The 15014-nt window shown below is 46.6% G+C and carries 18 protein-coding genes; 7 read left to right on the top strand and 11 right to left on the bottom strand.

Going from position 1 to position 15014, the window contains the following annotated elements:
* Positions 1-192 precede the first annotated feature (192 nt).
* Positions 193-747, top strand: a complete 555-nt coding sequence (locus F458_RS0105670) for a BON domain-containing protein (RefSeq protein WP_018982420.1) — start codon at positions 193-195, stop codon at positions 745-747.
* 142 nt (positions 748-889) lie between these two features.
* Positions 890-2074, top strand: coding sequence for an MFS transporter (locus F458_RS0105665; RefSeq protein WP_018982419.1), 1185 nt, complete (start codon positions 890-892; stop codon positions 2072-2074).
* A gap of 3 nt (positions 2075-2077) precedes the next feature.
* On the opposite strand, the gene F458_RS0105660 is transcribed toward F458_RS0105665, so the two are convergent.
* The 6 genes from F458_RS0105660 to F458_RS0105635 all read right to left on the bottom strand — a co-directional run bounded on the left by F458_RS0105660 (position 2078) and on the right by F458_RS0105635 (position 8002).
* Positions 2078-2563, bottom strand: coding sequence for a hypothetical protein (locus F458_RS0105660; protein WP_156824177.1), 486 nt, complete (start codon positions 2561-2563; stop codon positions 2078-2080).
* A 123-nt stretch (positions 2564-2686) separates the two neighbouring features.
* Entirely contained in the window at positions 2687-3952 is a 1266-nt protein-coding gene (locus tag F458_RS19115; protein ID WP_083928591.1) for a sensor domain-containing phosphodiesterase, read from the bottom strand.
* 1115 nt (positions 3953-5067) lie between these two features.
* Positions 5068-5490 carry an antitoxin Xre/MbcA/ParS toxin-binding domain-containing protein gene (locus F458_RS19110; protein WP_018982416.1) on the bottom strand — a complete coding sequence of 141 codons (423 nt, stop codon included), beginning with the start codon at positions 5488-5490 and terminating at the stop codon, positions 5068-5070.
* Positions 5491-5632: 142 nt separating this feature from the next.
* The gene (locus F458_RS0105645; protein WP_018982415.1) at positions 5633-6193 is read right to left on the bottom strand and encodes a CBS domain-containing protein; all 561 of its coding nucleotides are present in this window, start codon (positions 6191-6193) and stop codon (positions 5633-5635) included.
* A 63-nt stretch (positions 6194-6256) separates the two neighbouring features.
* The gene (locus F458_RS0105640; RefSeq protein WP_018982414.1) at positions 6257-6562 is read right to left on the bottom strand and encodes a hypothetical protein; all 306 of its coding nucleotides are present in this window, start codon (positions 6560-6562) and stop codon (positions 6257-6259) included.
* Positions 6563-6709: 147 nt separating this feature from the next.
* A complete protein-coding gene (locus F458_RS0105635; RefSeq protein WP_018982413.1) occupies positions 6710-8002 on the bottom strand; it encodes an NAD(P)/FAD-dependent oxidoreductase in 1293 nt (430 codons plus the stop codon).
* A gap of 226 nt (positions 8003-8228) precedes the next feature.
* Here F458_RS0105635 and F458_RS0105630 point away from each other — a divergent pair, with 226 nt between their 5' ends.
* A complete protein-coding gene (locus F458_RS0105630; RefSeq protein WP_018982412.1) occupies positions 8229-8696 on the top strand; it encodes a DUF2721 domain-containing protein in 468 nt (155 codons plus the stop codon).
* Positions 8697-8730: 34 nt separating this feature from the next.
* Here the strand turns inward: F458_RS0105630 and F458_RS0105625 are convergent, their stop codons facing one another.
* A complete protein-coding gene (locus F458_RS0105625; protein WP_018982411.1) occupies positions 8731-9351 on the bottom strand; it encodes a flavin reductase family protein in 621 nt (206 codons plus the stop codon).
* Between the two features lie 169 nt (positions 9352-9520).
* On the opposite strand from F458_RS0105625, the gene F458_RS0105620 reads away from it, so the two are divergent.
* Positions 9521-10567 (top strand): alpha/beta fold hydrolase, encoded by a 1047-nt coding sequence (locus tag F458_RS0105620; RefSeq protein ID WP_018982410.1) that lies wholly within the window; start codon positions 9521-9523, stop codon positions 10565-10567.
* A 21-nt stretch (positions 10568-10588) separates the two neighbouring features.
* Here F458_RS0105620 and F458_RS0105615 read toward each other — a convergent pair whose 3' ends face one another.
* Complete coding sequence (locus F458_RS0105615) at positions 10589-10867, bottom strand: hypothetical protein (protein WP_018982409.1); 279 nt, start codon at positions 10865-10867, stop codon at positions 10589-10591.
* Positions 10868-11016: 149 nt separating this feature from the next.
* Here F458_RS0105615 and gpmA point away from each other — a divergent pair, with 149 nt between their 5' ends.
* The 3 genes from gpmA to F458_RS0105595 all read left to right on the top strand — a co-directional run bounded on the left by gpmA (position 11017) and on the right by F458_RS0105595 (position 13019).
* Complete coding sequence (gene gpmA, locus F458_RS0105605) at positions 11017-11763, top strand: 2,3-diphosphoglycerate-dependent phosphoglycerate mutase (protein WP_018982408.1); 747 nt, start codon at positions 11017-11019, stop codon at positions 11761-11763.
* 138 nt (positions 11764-11901) lie between these two features.
* Positions 11902-12474: a flavodoxin family protein gene (locus F458_RS0105600; protein WP_018982407.1), complete on the top strand. Its 573-nt coding sequence runs from the start codon at positions 11902-11904 to the stop codon at positions 12472-12474.
* A 98-nt stretch (positions 12475-12572) separates the two neighbouring features.
* On the top strand, positions 12573-13019 hold the full coding sequence (locus F458_RS0105595; RefSeq protein ID WP_018982406.1) for a DUF3859 domain-containing protein: 447 nt from the start codon (positions 12573-12575) through the stop codon (positions 13017-13019).
* Here F458_RS0105595 and arsB read toward each other — a convergent pair.
* The 3 genes from arsB to F458_RS19105 are packed head-to-tail and all read right to left on the bottom strand — an operon-like array spanning position 13016 to position 14850.
* The gene (arsB, locus tag F458_RS0105590; RefSeq protein ID WP_018982405.1) at positions 13016-14029 is read right to left on the bottom strand and encodes an ACR3 family arsenite efflux transporter; all 1014 of its coding nucleotides are present in this window, start codon (positions 14027-14029) and stop codon (positions 13016-13018) included. The genes F458_RS0105595 and arsB overlap by 4 nt on opposite strands.
* Positions 14030-14041: 12 nt before the next feature.
* Entirely contained in the window at positions 14042-14512 is a 471-nt protein-coding gene (locus tag F458_RS0105585; RefSeq protein ID WP_018982404.1) for an arsenate reductase ArsC, read from the bottom strand.
* Positions 14513-14514: 2 nt separating this feature from the next.
* A complete protein-coding gene (locus F458_RS19105) occupies positions 14515-14850 on the bottom strand; it encodes a metalloregulator ArsR/SmtB family transcription factor (RefSeq protein ID WP_018982403.1) in 336 nt (111 codons plus the stop codon).
* Between the last annotated feature and the right edge of the window lie 164 nt (positions 14851-15014).

Below are 15014 nucleotides of genomic sequence, written 5' to 3'. Positions count from 1 at the left end.
GTCTGAGTATGAAAGTAACGACACTCATCAAGTAATATCTTCCCACTGAGCGCTAAACATCGTACAAGAAACCTTCCTGCAATAATTAAAATAACTAATAATCAAATAGTTAATAACAAAACAAAGTATGGCATATATTTGGCTTATCTTTAACCAAAGGTAAATTAACAGGGCAAGCTACCAGTGAAAAGAATGTTTCTGCTTTACGCAGTAATGGCCTTAAGCGTTACTACATCATCGTCGGTTATGGCAGCCAGTGAGTCTAATGACTGGAAGGCATCGGCAAACGATGCATGGATTGATGGCAAGGTAGAAGCCACCCTGTTGTTTAACGGTAAGCTGAATACGCTGGATATTAATACGGATGTTAAAAACGGTACGGTTATTTTAACCGGTAAGGTAAACAGCGAAGTGGATAAGCGGTTAGCCACTGAACTGGCGCAGTCTATTGAGGGTGTTGATGCGGTTGATAATCGTTTATCAGTAGTGTCTCCGGAAGATTATGAAGGCAAGTGGGACACATTCACTGACGATATGAAAGATGCCAAGATAGTGACCGTGATAAAAGCCCGCTTGATGCTAGAGTCTGAATTATCTGCCGGCGATATAAGTGTAGATGTGCACCAGGGCGTTGTTACATTATCCGGCACCGTTAGAACGCCCAGTGAGAGAGATCTGGCGGTAGCCATTGCAAAGAACACCGATGACGTAAGCGACGTCAAAAGTGAACTGTCAGTTGACAGTTAATCTCCCCTTAAGGCCAAATCAGGCCTTTCAATACCTCTGATTTCTCCCGCCCTCTGGCGGGAGCTTTTTTATGAATCCACGGGCGTTTGTTGCTCATGTTATCATAAGCATTTTCTGATGCTTCCTTTCTTGCGATAACCTCATGACGTATGTGATTTTGTTTTGTGCATTACTGGCGACTGCCGTGGGCCAGAGTGTTTTTCTCACAGTACTGCCCTCGTTAGGACGCGAAGTCGGGCTGAGCGAGCTTCAGGTGGCAATTATGATGTCTAGCTCCGCATTGGTATTTGCAGTTGGCGCTAATGGCTGGAGCAGAGTCTCTGCGCATTTTGGATACAAACGTCTGTTGATGACTGGCCTGGCTGGCTATACGCTGGGCACGTTTATATTTGCTTCATTATGGTGGCTGGGGCTAGCCGGTATGTTAACCGGCACGGCTTTATTCATAATATTGCTGATTGCGCGTAGTTTACAATCATCCATTATGTCAGCCACTCCGCCTTCGGCGGTTGGCTACGTGGTGGCAATGAGCCAACAGTCCCATCGCGCTGCAGCCATCAGCAAAGTCACTTCGGCAAATAATTTAGGGCAGGTGCTGGGGCCTCCGCTGGCCGGGTTACTGGTTGTATTTGGCCTGTTGGCGCCTTTGTACAGCATATTGATATTAACCATCTTTGCCTGGTTATTGGTATGGTACAAGCTTCCTGCCTTTGAAGCTCCACCCAGTGCAGCGCACTCTCGTGGGGGCTCAGCGACTACGCCGGTAGCCACCTCAACCAAAGTTTTTATCATTGGATGCGCAAGCTTATTTGTTTGTATGGCAATGATGCAACAAAGTCTGTCGTTCTTTCTGATGGACGACAATGGTGCGACTACTGTCGAGGCTGCTCAGCTTACCGGCGCAGCGATGATGGTCAGTGCGGTATTCTCTCTCATCATTCAGTTCGGGGTGGTGCAGCGTCATTTACTACGTCCGGAAACGCTCATTTGTCTGGCCCTGCCACTACTAAGTGCAGCCTATTTTCTGATATCAGTGCATCAGACAATTATTGTGCTTTATATTGCCATGGGACTATTAGGTCTTGGAATGGGAGCGGCTTATCCATCATTAGCGGCTATTGCCACTATGCGATGTTTACCTGAGCGGCAAAGCCGCGTAACCGGAATGATTACAGCCACGCCAGCTATGGGCTATATCATCGGGCCACCGCTGTCAGCCTTGTTTTACCATATTAATCATCGCTTACCTTTCGCTGTAGCGGGGGGAATCATGGTATTAGTAGCTTTGCTGCAAATTTATAAACTCACCGCCAGACATTCCCCCTGATGATTAGCCTATATCCTTATACGAAAAGGAGAAATACCAGCGTTTAGCGAGTTTCATATCAAAATCAATTTCATCGATTGCGCCCTGCTCAATCTTTTCGACAGCAGTATCATAATTATGGGTGATGGGATTGTAAGGTGCCGGGTCAGGTACATTATAGCGATAAGCAAATTGCTCGTACCCCGTGGCATACTCATCTTCGTAAATACGCATTGTCAACGCGCACCTACCATCAGCCTGGCGGTAAATAATGTTTTCGATATTCATCGTATCTGCAAGTGCCAGTAGTGTTTGATTTACCGATGAATCTGAGGTAATGGCTATCTCGTCTGCGCCACTTTCTTCTCCGCTATCGCAAGCCAGCGCGGCGATCATTGAGAAAGTGGCGCGGTTTTCTTCAAAATGTGTTTGCATCTCTTCGAAGGTGGGTCGTCCTGAGCACCCGAAAAGAAGTAATAACAGTCCAATACCACAGACAAATTTGCGCATAACCGAATCTAAGTTCTAAAGTGAATGTAACAATGCCGCGTACCTACAGCATTTTTAGCCTATCAATCCTGTCTTAGAATGTAAAAAAACCGACATGTAAATGTCGGTTTTTTTAACTGCAAATTAATTAATACTATCTGGCATTTTATGCGGACTGGCTGATGAAAGCTGCTCAAACCCCATCGGTCGTGAGAAATACCAGCCTTGAAAAAAGCGCACGCCCAATGCTTCAAGCGCTCGATATTCTTCTATCGTTTCAACGCCTTCTGCTACAACTTCACAATCAAAACTATTTGCAAAGGCTAGCAAACCGGTTACCAGAGCCTGACGCTTAGTATCATTGTGTATATTGCTGGCCAGGCTTAAATCCAGTTTTATCACATCAGGTTCAATTTCTAGGATATGTTTAAGACTGGCAAAACCAGCTCCTACATCATCAATACAAATTTTAAACCCTTTATCGGTCAGCGGTCTGAGAAACTCCCGGAAGCGTTCATAATTGGTAATTCGCACATGTTCTGTCAATTCAAGACGCAGTTGATTGCTATCTACATTATTGAGCAGTTCAGGTAACAGACCACTTTCCATCATGCGCGGACTGACATTCACCGCGACTTTAAGTCCCAGCCCTACCTCATTAGCCTGAGTGAGACGCTCTGCGACTTTATGCACAATGGCACTTTCCACTTCCAGCCCCAGGTCCACTAAATCAGCATCACTTAACCATTCATTTGGTGGCCGGTAGGGCTCGGTATTGAATCGGGCCAGTACTTCATAGTACTCATAATTCTGGCTGCTGCGACCATAAATTGGTTGAAATACAACATCCAGCTTGCCGTTATCAATCACAGCTCTGACTTGCTTTCGAATAATATCCTGTTTTTTCTTACTGCTATAAGTACGCCCCAGCACCTGTCCGATATAAGATGCGATGATTTGCAATAGCTCCAGATCGCGCTCATCGAGTGATTCATTCGGCCCCTTATCATAACAACACAAAGTACCGTATATCTCACCATCCTTAAGCGGTATAGGCACACCAATGTAAGATCCAATATCTAATGCTCTGGTAACGGGCATTTCATTAGTTATGGGATCAGCACTGGTATCAGCGATTATATTACTGAGCTGCCCTTCTGCAATTTTAAAGCAATAAGACTGGTCAAGTGGATCAGTGTCGCCAAACTGCAGATTACACCAACTTTCCGCATCTTTGTCTTTACGTACCAGCTCTATCTGCCTGTCGGTTTCGGTAAATCGTGAAGTAAAAGCGACGTCCATTTTTAAATACTGACGAACCGCTTCAAGCAACATGGACAAGTCCGCTACATTTCCTGTCCTTGTGGGATCGGCTCCACTCAGAAACGCCTCGATTTTTTGCTGCGACATAGAACATTCTCTATTGTCCGGGCCTCACTTCATCAACCCGGAAGGGGTAATCCATTTAACATCTATCCGAGCCATCTGGACCGGTTAGCATTTCCGCTCCGGATGGAAAAGTAAGATGAAACACTATAATTTCAATTTTGACGTTTTGGTGCCTGCTTATTGTAGCTATGTATGCTGGCCTTCGCACTATATCCTTTATAATAGCAGAGCGGATGCCTTAATCTCAAAGGCCCTGACAGCCTGTATGCAGGCCCGATTGAGGCGAGAATGATTAATACCAGATTTAACGAAATATTTGAGTATTAAAATGAATACCTTTATATGAAAATTAAGAGCGATGTTATTTAAGCGTATTGCTATATTCGTTTCATCGCTTCGGTATCCCATCTCTATCCAAAGCGATAACCATGTGTATTCCAAATCGTTAACCGAGGTCCTCCAAGCCTCGGTTTTTTTATGTCTGCGAAAAAGCCTCTATTTACCACATCACACAAATTTCACTATACATTGTTGCTGCAAGGCAACACCTGCACACTAATCAGACAAATCATTTACGCTAAGCATAGGACTGACAGGTGTGACCACATATATGAAGACTAGCTTTGCCAGAGTAATATTTTGGTTATTCCCGCCATTAACAATGCTCCTCTGGCAGGATATTACATATCATCCGCAACAATCTCACAACGCGCCGTGTCGCAAGATTTTATATTTACCCAATTAATCCGAACAGATAATCTCATTATCAGACTCATCGCGGTTTTTCGAGTAATAACTTCTCACTATGATCAAAGCTGATGGCGAGCAGTTATGTATGAATGATGTCCGAATAGCGCGGTAAAAGCGTTGGTTCGCAGCTGTTTTGATGCAATTCTGCACAATGATGGAAAAATGAAGCGAAAGGGAGCGTACTGAGTGACAATCAAGCTTATTTTGTTCGCTTTATATTGGGCGAATGGATAGTCTGACGCATTCAGACATTCCGCCAGATAATTATCGAGCCTTATGGTTTAATGGGCGGCTGGGACAAGGTCAAGTGTCCTATTGTCATGGGATTAAAATGACAAAGACGCGACCAAGTAAAAGGTCTCCAAATAAGTAACGATTACAGCAGATTAACGTCGGTAGTTAAGTCGTTTGCCCGCTTTGCGCGGCTGTCCAGGAAGCATAAATGAGGGCGGTGATACCGGTTTTTCTTTTTGTTCGGATTGCAGGTAATCACTAATATAATTAATGCCGGCAAGGTTATGACAAGTTTCTTTAGGAATAGCACCCAAGTGCGGATTGGGCCGATTAAACCAGCTGACCATCTGCGCAGTATCCCCATCTGACATAGCATAGAGTAAATGGTACATGCGGATAAACGCTATTTGCATCTCGCTTTCATTGGATGTGCTCTCAAATCCGACAAATGATGTCTGACGTAATGCATTTTCAGATACGCCCATCAACTGAGCCGCCTCGTGGACGCTAAGGCCCAGTTCTTCGTACGCCCAGGTAAAAGCTTTCATTACTACCGCGGGTGGGTTATTTGCCATCTTCACGCCATCACTCCTATTGTCACAGTTTATCAGTAAACTTAAAGCCATTTACTTCTGTGCAATAATTGCTCCATAAATATAGATTTTATCGCAAATGTCCGGGTCGTTCGCAATGACCCGGACAAGTGCACCTATCTACTCAGGCAGCTAATATGCGGGACAGTTCCGCAAAAGTTGGGCGACTGCGAATATCCAGCTGAAGTTTTAAAAATTCAGCAATATCGTCAGCACTGATCAGGCCGCGGATTTCGTGATTTTTCTGATCGGTCACCAAACAATGCTGGTGTCCGTAGGAGCAAAGTGTTTCAACAACGTCCTTTATTCGGGCCCGCTGTACTTCATCAAACGCAACACTGTGTAACTGGTCACGTGGCTGCATGCAGTCTGCGGCAAATATATCCTCGCGTGCGGTACCCCGGCCCACAATTTGTAGCAATCGTTCTTCGCTAACATCCTGGGGGGTAATGAGCCCACAAAACCTTTCGTGACTGTCCGTCACTAATGCTGCACTAACATGCGACTGCTTCAAAAGGGGCAGAATATTTACCGCAGGGGTTGCTGAACTTATCCGGTAAGGAGCATAAATACTAAAGTCAGCAATGATATCCATTGCCGGAGAATCCAGTGTTAACGCTTGATTAGCATGCGGCCATGCGAGTCTGTCAGACGGATCTGTTTTAAATAAAGATAGGGTGTGCATAGGAATATGCCTTATTCATTGTTTAAGAAAAAGCAGCATTTGCTGCATTAATTTGTACGCAACTTAAACTAATGAACGAGGGGGGGCCCGAATGGAAAGCGTGTAATGCCGGGGTTGGGAAAAGCCTGTGCAAAGTGCGGTATCCGGACTCCAGCAACGTTGAACAACATCTGCTGTCACATCCTGAAATAACACGTCTGTATCGATGTCTGTCTGTTCATCGGCACATTCAGCGGCAAGCTGACCCAATATGACAGCAATGGTCTCAGGCTTACACTGAACTACCTGCCTGTCAGATACTATGGTGCCGTTGGCCTCTATGGGCAACAACAATAGTAAGCTTACAATGGCGAGCCAGTGTTTAATCAAGAGTAGAGCCTTAGCAGTTGAGACGTAAAATGTAGTATAGGGGCGATAAATAAAATTTCAGCTGGCACTGGTCTCAATAAACGACACGTTTGCCGAATAATGCACTCCAGACTATAACGCCGCTGAAGTGCATATTAACTAGACTGCCTAGTGCAGTTTGAATTTCGGCCTGACAATATTACTCACCTTACGGCTTAATAAAGTCATCATACCTTTGAGCCAGCCATGCACGCTGAACTGATGGTTGTTATACAATGAGACATAGACCAGTTTTGCCAGCCGCCCCTCAACAAACATACTGCTGTTAGACAGTGAGCCCATCAGACTGCCAACGGTACTGTATCGACTTAAATGCACCAGCGAGCCATAATCCTTATAGGTGAAAGTTTCCAGCGACTTACCCTTGAGTAAATTGATAATATTATCACCCGCGGTACTGGCCATTTGGTGGGCTGACTGCGCCCGTGGCGGGACCCAGGAACCATCGTCCTGCTCAAAGCCGGCACAGTCGCCAATTACCAGAATATGGTCATCAACTGTGCTTTGCAGGTATTTGTTGACCAGGATTTGGTTAGCCTTATTTGTTTCAAATACATCCATCTCAACCAAAAAGTCCGGCGCCTTAACCCCTGCCGACCAGACCATAAGATCAGCTTTGATGAGCTCATCCTCACTGGTAATGAAGCCCTCCTCACTAGCTTTTGAGACCATTGTTCCTTCGCGCAGGGTAATGCCAAGTTTTTGCAACGCTTGTTTTGCAGAGGCAGCAATTTTCTCTGGCAGCGCAGGTAAAATACGTGGACCAGCCTCAATAATAGTGACGTTCAACCGGTCTGAGGACATACCTGGCATGCCATACGCTTTGGCAAGATTCGCGATGTGATGAAGCTGTGCAGCCAGTTCGGTACCTGTGGCCCCGGCGCCCACAATACCCACCTGTAAGGCAGTTTTATCGACTTCTGACTGATTAATCCGCAACAGCTGATTGAGCAGTGCACGATGGAACTTTTCAGCCTGATCAAGGGAATCAAGTGTATAGCAATGATCTTTAACGCCGGGGGTCCCGAAATCATTACAAACACTCCCCATCGCCAGAACCAGATAGTCGTAACTTATGGTTCGCTCGGGAAGGATTTCCACCCCTTTTTCATCATACAGAGGACTCAGCTGGATTTTTTTGGACTCCCGGTGTATGTCCACCAATTCGCCCAGTTCAAAGCGGTAATGATGTTTGACCGCGTGCATCCGGTAATCAACACCATCTGAGTTCTTATCGATAACCCCGGCAGCGACTTCGTGTAGCAACGGTTTCCAGACATGCGTGCGCGAGCGGTCGACCAACACCACCTCCGCTTTTTCTGATTTGCCCAGCGAATTGCTCAACCGGGTAACAAGCTCAAGGCCGCCTGCTCCGCCCCCCACAACCACGATACGTTTCATAATTAACCCTGTTTTAATCGTTCCAGCCATTTACACTTGCGTTAAATGCATATGGCTGGCGCGACAGAGCTAAGGTTAATACGGTTCAAACCGCGGTTCACTATCAGTTTTTATGCTGAGTAGCAGCATATTGTCATATGACTCATCGTCACTGCATTGATTTTTTTGTCAATCAGGCCGGGGATTTGCATCCTCCGCAGAGTTAATTGAACACAAGGACATTACCATGGATACCTTAATACCTAGTTTGTCACAGCTTATCGAATTTTCTGTTGCACCGGTATTTCTTTTGACTGGTATCGCCGGCTTCTTAGGCGTCATGTCCGGCCGGCTTGGACGAATCTCGGACCGTGTCAGAATTGCGGAACGCCAGATTGAGACACTGGCGGACCCACAGCTGGTAGAGCGTTCAAAGCAGGAAATCATTGTTCTGTGGAGCCGGGTCAGGGCGGCCAACTGGGCCATCGGTTTTTGTGTCGCTTCAGGGCTGATGATTTGCCTGGTAATTGGTCTGCTTTTCGCCGGTTCATTGCTGGTAATAGATCTAAAAATGCCTATCATCATATTGTTTGTACTGGCTATGTTACTGCTCATCTGCGCGCTGTTGCTATTTTTAGTGGAGGTACGCCTGGCCACGCATTCTATCAATATTGTCAGAACTGTTCATAAACCCAGGCGTGACCGGCCCGCCTAGGTTTGATAATCCGCACCGCACCGACGCCTGGCGACTAACCCGGGCGTGGCATGATGCGTTTGCCCGCTTCATCAATCGTAAAATAATCGCCGGTGCCGCCACCGCGCAGTACGGGTTTACCCGCCACGGTTTGGTAAACGCCATCTTTGATAACAGTTTTATCAATATGCACTGCCACGACTTCACCAAATATCATCCAGGTATCAACGTCTTCCTGCGCTTTATTTTTTAACCTGACTATCTGCGTTTTTTTACACTCCATAATAACCGGGCTATCAGCAACATGAGGTACGGCCACACAGCGCGACTGTGCTTTTTTCAGATTTCCCACTGAAAATTCATCAACATCGCTGCTAACACTGGCACTGGTTTGATTCATTTTTTCCATCAATGGCTCGCTGACCAGATTCCAGCAGAACTCGCCGGTTTGCTCTATATTGCGAACAGTATCTTTATAGCCCACACTGGCAAAGCCAATGATAGGAGGGACATAGTTAAAGGCATTGAAAAAGCTGTAAGGCGCAAGGTTTACCTGTCCGTCGTTATCCTGACTTGAAATCCAGCCGATGGGACGAGGCGCAATAATGGCATTAAAAGGGTCGTGCGCAAGCCCATGGCCATTTTGAGGTTCATAGTAATGATAATCGTGCGACATAGAGCATCCTTAAAATAATAATTACGTCGGCGGGGCGCCGGCCATACCGACCTGGGACCATTGCAGACCGTTTTTTCGCGGTCAGAATACAGAGTAAAAAAACAGCCGATTGAACCGTGCGCCGACGTTTCGGTATAAAGGGATTACTATACAGCGCCAGGGAAACAAAATGAAAGCATGGCCGATTATGTTGCTTGCCTTATTTTTTACGCTTGCAACGCACGCCCAACGTACCAACGTTGATGACTACGAGCAGCTTAAGTATGACGCCACGTTAACCGGTAAGCCCTACCCTTTCGAGGTTCACAGGGTCACCATTTCGAGCCAGGGCAATGATCTGAGTATGGCGTACATGTATTTACCGCCAAAAGATGATTTTCCGGTTGTTACGCTTTTTCACGGCAAAAACTTTAACGGCGCCTACTGGCAAACCACGGCGAACTGGCTGAGTGACCAGGGCTACGGCGTCTTGATGCCCGACCAGATCGGCTTTGGTAAATCAGATAAGCCCACCGACTATCAGTATAGTTTTGCTGCTCTGGCAAACAACACCAAAACCTTACTCGATAAGCTCAATATCAATAAAACTATTGTTGTGGGCCATTCAATGGGAGGCATGCTGGCCACGCGTTTTTCTCTCATGTACGGTAAAACTGCGCAGCGCCTGGTTCTGGTAAACCCCATTGGTCTGGAAAATTATCTGATTTACGAAAATTATCCGGATGTTAATACAACTTACCGCAGTGAGTTGAAAAAGATGCCGGAAGACATTGTTAACTACCAGAAGAAAAATTATTACGATGGAAAGTGGAATGAGCGTTATGCAGAACATGCCGAATTTCTGATCGGCTGGGTGCAGGGCCCGGACTGGCCCATTTTGGCCAAAGTAAGTGCGCTAACTTACGATATGCTTCTTACCCAGCCTGTGATTGAGGAATTTAAATACCTCGATCTCCCGGTGACACTAATTCTGGGAACCAGAGATCGCACCGCGCCAGGCAGGGACCTTAAAAAATCAGGTATCGAACGGGAGTTGGGTCGTTACGATAAGCTCGGCCAACAAATTAAACAACGCAATCAGGCAGTCACGGTGGTTGAGCTTGAAGGCCTGGGGCATCTGCCCCATATCGAAGATTTTGACCGTTTCAAATCGCCGTTTCTCGAAGCTATAGTGAGAAAGACACAGCAAGCAACTGAATTACAATCCTCTGACTAGAGGATTGTAATCTGACCAGCTTTAATGCTTGATTTTACGTGGTTTATTAGTAAGCACAGAAGAGCGTGAACCACGTGGCTTATAATGATAACGTTTGGTTGCTTTCATAGCGTGATCATCTTGTGCAGGAGCCTGTGGCTTGCGCACTTGTGACTGACTTAATGTATATCTAAAACACATAACAACCTCTGCTTCTAAGTATGCGTAACGTCTAAGTGGAGCAAGCGCATTATTAATGATGTATAAAGCCAGCGCGCCGGTAGATGTCACTTTGTCCTGATTCACAAGAGCATGTTGCACAACTCGTGCCAGTCATTTATGGGCGTGGTCTGGCTAGATTTTTTGGCTGCTATGATAGATGATAGCCTGATGAAAGTGGTCAGGCTGGCTGTTGGCTAACATGCAGCGCATATTTTGAATCAAACTTAGCCTCAAAGGGTAATTTTTTTATGTATAAACTGGTACTTATTCGCCACGGCGAAAGCCAATGGAATCTTGAAAATCGCTTCACCGGATGGCATGACGTCGACCTGACTGAAACCGGTGTCGCTCAGGCAATCAATGCGGGTAAATTGCTCCAGGACGCCGGCTTTGAATTCGATTTAGCGTATACATCTGTTCTGTTGCGCGCTATTAAAACCCTTAATCTATCACTGGAAGAGATGGGGCAGCACTATCTGCCAGTTGAACGCCACTGGCGGCTGAATGAGCGTCATTACGGCGCGCTCACCGGGCTGGACAAAGCAGAAACTGCTGAGAAGCATGGTGAAGAGCAGGTAAAAATGTGGCGTCGCAGTTTTGATGTGCCGCCCCCGTCTGTGGAAACCGATAGCGAGCATTTTCCAGGTCATGACCGTCGATACAGACACATCGACCCTGCCATCCTGCCACGTGCCGAGAGCCTTAAATTAACCATCGAACGGGTCCTTCCCTACTGGCACGATGTTATTCGGCCCAGTATTCAGGATGGTAAGCGCATTATTATTGCTGCGCATGGGAACAGTTTACGTGCACTCGTGAAATATCTGGACGGTATGAGCGAAGAAGAAGTGCTGGAACTGAATATTCCAACGGGCGTTCCACTGGTTTATGAGCTGGACGAAGATATGAAGCCTATCTCGAAAGAGTACCTTGGCGATCCGGAAGAAATCAAAAAAATGGTTAACTCTGTGGCTAATCAGGGCAAATCAAAATAAAGCCTGGATGATAGCCCAAAAAAACCGCGCTACTGCGCGGTTTTTTTGTATGAACCCCTTCGCTAGATTCGCTCAACAGCACTTTTTGTAACCAACTTTCGTAAGTAGGTATCAATACCTTGAAACTCAGGAGAGATTATGAAAATTGCAGTGGTATTTCACAGCGGCTATGGCCATACCAAAAGATTGGCAGAGGCATTTTTCGCAGAACTTGAAGAAAACGCTAAAACTCAAAGCACATTAATCGAAATTGACGAGAATGGCGACATCACAGACGGGCAGTGGTCGGTACTTGATGATGCCGATGCCATTGTTTTCGGCTCGCCAACCTACATGGGTATGGCATCCTGGCAATTCAAAAAATTTGCTGATGCTACCAGTGAACGCTGGTTTGAGGATAAATGGCGAAACAAAGTTGCCGCTGGCTTTACCAATTCAGGCTCTATGAATGGCGACAAACATTCCACCTTGCATTATTTCGTCACACTGGCAGGCCAGCACGGTATGTTGTGGGCAAACATGGGCATGAAACCGTCCAATACCAAAGATGCCAGCCGCGATGATATCAATTATGTTGGCGGGTTTATCGGGCTGATGGCACAATCGCCGGTTGATTCAGATGCCGATGAAGCGCCGCCTAAAGGTGACTTGGAAACCGCAAAAGCATACGCCAAGCGGGTTATTGAAGTCACTGAAAAGTGGATTAGCTAGATCTCTTTGCCCGGTGCAATCCTGTACCGGGTCTCTTATCCTGCTCATCTTGTTCTGCTATCCTTTGCCGCTGGAGTTAACCAGAAGAAGAGATAGCTATGGCGAAACACAAACCCTCTGTGGAAATTGTCAGTTACGGCATTTATAAACACTGGGACGCCAGGTCAAAAGCTCTGCCGAAAATTGATCGGTTCACCACATCTATCCCTGGTGAACTGAACATTGAATTTGGCTATATCGTCAATATCAAACGGGCTAAAAACGCAAAACTCAGATACTGCGTTTTTCATCCAGACATTCCTGATGAAGACGGTGAGATTATGCCCCCTTTCGAGGGTATAGAATATGTAGGCAACAATGACTGGGATTTTTATCTTGGAGATACACTGTGGGAGCCGGTTTCAAATAAAACCGGGCCATGGCGCATGACACTGGAGCTGGATGGCAAAATTGTGGCAGACAAAACCTTTATGGTCGAAGACGAAGCGCCCTACGAGGGCGCTTCGTTCTGGAAACGCGGTAAGCTCAGACCCAGAGGTTATTAGTCAAACCAGTGGCGTGTTCGGTTAGCAAACCAGACCAGTGAAAGCATTACCGGTACTTCCACCAGCACGCCAACCACAGTAGCCAGTGCGGCGCCGGAGTGCAGGCCGAATAGCGAAATAGCGACGGCGACTGCCAGCTCAAAAAAGTTTGAGGTGCCTATCATACACGCCGGTGCAGCAACGTTGTGGGGTAATCGTAGTCGTTTAGCCAGGAAGTACGCTATGGCAAAAATCCCATACGTCTGAATGAGTAAGGGTATGGCAATTAACACAATACTTTGCGGCTTTTCTAAAATACTCGTAGCCTGAAAACTGAACAGTAAAATCAGTGTTGCCAGTAACCCGAGAATCGACAGCGGCTTTAGTTTATTAACCAGCGATGTGACCGCTTGCTCGTCCCGTTTAAGTAGCTCCCTTCGAGTAATCAGGCCCGCCACCAGGGGCAAAATTACATACAGCACTACCGACAAAAGCAATGTGTCCCACGGCACGGCAATATCTGAGACGCCCAATAACAGACCGGCTAATGGGGCAAAAGCAAAAATCATAATGACATCATTGACCGATACCTGGACCAGCGTATAGTTAGCATCGCCCCGGGTTAAATGGCTCCACACAAATACCATGGCTGTACACGGCGCCACACCCAGTAAAATCATCCCGGCGATGTATTCGTTTGCGGTCTGTGGATCAACCCATTCAGCAAACAGCCCTTTGAAGAACAGCCAACCTAATAAAGCCATAGTAAACGGCTTTATCAGCCAGTTAATGACCAGCGTAAGCACCAGCCCTTTCGGCTTTTTGCCCACATCTTTGAGCGCCGCGAAGTCTACCTGAATCATGATGGGGTAAATCATCAGCCAGATGAGTACCGCTACCACCAGATTGACATGTGCCACCTCAAATTGCGATACAGCGGCAAAAACGTCCGGCGCCAATTTTCCTGCGGCAACCCCGACTACAATGCATAATGCTACCCAAAGCGATAAGTAGCGCTCAAACATTCCCATACATGACTCCTTTTACTGAGCACCTAGTTTATTCAGAGCAACCCGCAATGCATCGCCCTCCAAATCAGCCTTTGCTATCGCATTTAGTGCATGCGCTCGCCGCTCTACTTCTGAGATAACCTCTTCAAAAGCGCGTTTTTGCTGTTCTTCACTCTCTGAAACTTTAGACGGATCCGGTAACCCCCAATGCACTTTGAGTGAGCGGGAAAAGTATACCGGGCAGGCTTCACCTGCGGCGGCATCGCACACCGTTATCACTACACCAGGTTCAAACTGTTCAAAATCGTCCCACGACTGACTTTGCAGGCCTGTGGTGGAATAACCGGCTGCCGCTAAGTATTTTAGGGTCAGAGGATGTACCTGCCCGGCCGGTTCACTGCCGGCACTTTTAGCCAGAATTGTTGCACCGGCGATGTGGTTGACTATCGCCTCGCTCAACACACTGCGACACCGGTTATGGGTGCATATAAATAAAATTTTCATGATCACGTATCCTGACAGTTTGTGGCAGAGGCATTTGTTAGATTGCGGTTCGCCTCTTCAAGGTAAGATTGATGGGATGCTTCGGTAGTAAACAGCACAGTTTTCGCCCAATCGGGTAGCCTCGGATGCAAATGGTAATACATCCACTTACCCCGTCGCTCAGCCTCGACCAACTTACACTTTCGCAAGTCGGCCAGGTGCCGGGAGATTTTTGGCTGGCTTGATTGCAGCGCATCAGTCAGGTCGCAGACACAAAGCTGCTTGTGGGCCACCAGCAGTAATAAAATTTTCAGCCGAGTGTCATCGGCCAGACATTTGTAAAAAGCTAAAACGGGCATACACACATACATTATTTCAGATATATGTATTAGCGTATGTGTTCAGGGCGTATGTGTCCAGTCATTTTATTTAGCATCGGCAATATATGAGCATCGCGCGGTGGCAAAAGGTGCGCGCAAGAAAGCATCGCTTTACCAGTAGGCTCCAGAGTATTTGGTTATTA

It is taken from the genome of Salinimonas chungwhensis DSM 16280 (assembly GCF_000378185.1).
GTDB classification, from domain to species: Bacteria; Pseudomonadota; Gammaproteobacteria; order Enterobacterales; family Alteromonadaceae; genus Alteromonas; species Alteromonas chungwhensis.
Note: the sequence above shows the minus strand (reverse complement) of the source record. Positions and strands in the feature narration are given on the sequence as shown.

Excerpts from the sequence above, each read along its gene's own strand:
- F458_RS0105670 (WP_018982420.1), top strand. The coding sequence starts at position 193 with ATGTTTCTGCTTTACGCAGTAATGGCCTTAAGCGTTACTACATCATCG.
- F458_RS0105665 (WP_018982419.1), top strand. The coding sequence starts at position 890 with ATGACGTATGTGATTTTGTTTTGTGCATTACTGGCGACTGCCGTGGGC.
- F458_RS0105585 (WP_018982404.1), bottom strand. The coding sequence starts at position 14,512 with ATGAAAATTTTATTTATATGCACCCATAACCGGTGTCGCAGTGTGTTG.
- F458_RS0105645 (WP_018982415.1), bottom strand. The coding sequence starts at position 6,193 with ATGCACACCCTATCTTTATTTAAAACAGATCCGTCTGACAGACTCGCA.
- F458_RS0105620 (WP_018982410.1), top strand. The coding sequence starts at position 9,521 with ATGAAAGCATGGCCGATTATGTTGCTTGCCTTATTTTTTACGCTTGCA.
- F458_RS19110 (WP_018982416.1), bottom strand. The coding sequence starts at position 5,490 with ATGGCAAATAACCCACCCGCGGTAGTAATGAAAGCTTTTACCTGGGCG.
- F458_RS19115 (WP_083928591.1), bottom strand. The coding sequence starts at position 3,952 with ATGTCGCAGCAAAAAATCGAGGCGTTTCTGAGTGGAGCCGATCCCACA.
- F458_RS0105660 (WP_156824177.1), bottom strand. The coding sequence starts at position 2,563 with ATGCGCAAATTTGTCTGTGGTATTGGACTGTTATTACTTCTTTTCGGG.
- gpmA (WP_018982408.1), top strand. The coding sequence starts at position 11,017 with ATGTATAAACTGGTACTTATTCGCCACGGCGAAAGCCAATGGAATCTT.
- F458_RS0105630 (WP_018982412.1), top strand. The coding sequence starts at position 8,229 with ATGGATACCTTAATACCTAGTTTGTCACAGCTTATCGAATTTTCTGTT.
- F458_RS19105 (WP_018982403.1), bottom strand. The coding sequence starts at position 14,850 with ATGCCCGTTTTAGCTTTTTACAAATGTCTGGCCGATGACACTCGGCTG.
- F458_RS0105595 (WP_018982406.1), top strand. The coding sequence starts at position 12,573 with ATGGCGAAACACAAACCCTCTGTGGAAATTGTCAGTTACGGCATTTAT.
- F458_RS0105635 (WP_018982413.1), bottom strand. The coding sequence starts at position 8,002 with ATGAAACGTATCGTGGTTGTGGGGGGCGGAGCAGGCGGCCTTGAGCTT.
- arsB (WP_018982405.1), bottom strand. The coding sequence starts at position 14,029 with ATGGGAATGTTTGAGCGCTACTTATCGCTTTGGGTAGCATTATGCATT.
- F458_RS0105600 (WP_018982407.1), top strand. The coding sequence starts at position 11,902 with ATGAAAATTGCAGTGGTATTTCACAGCGGCTATGGCCATACCAAAAGA.
- F458_RS0105625 (WP_018982411.1), bottom strand. The coding sequence starts at position 9,351 with ATGTCGCACGATTATCATTACTATGAACCTCAAAATGGCCATGGGCTT.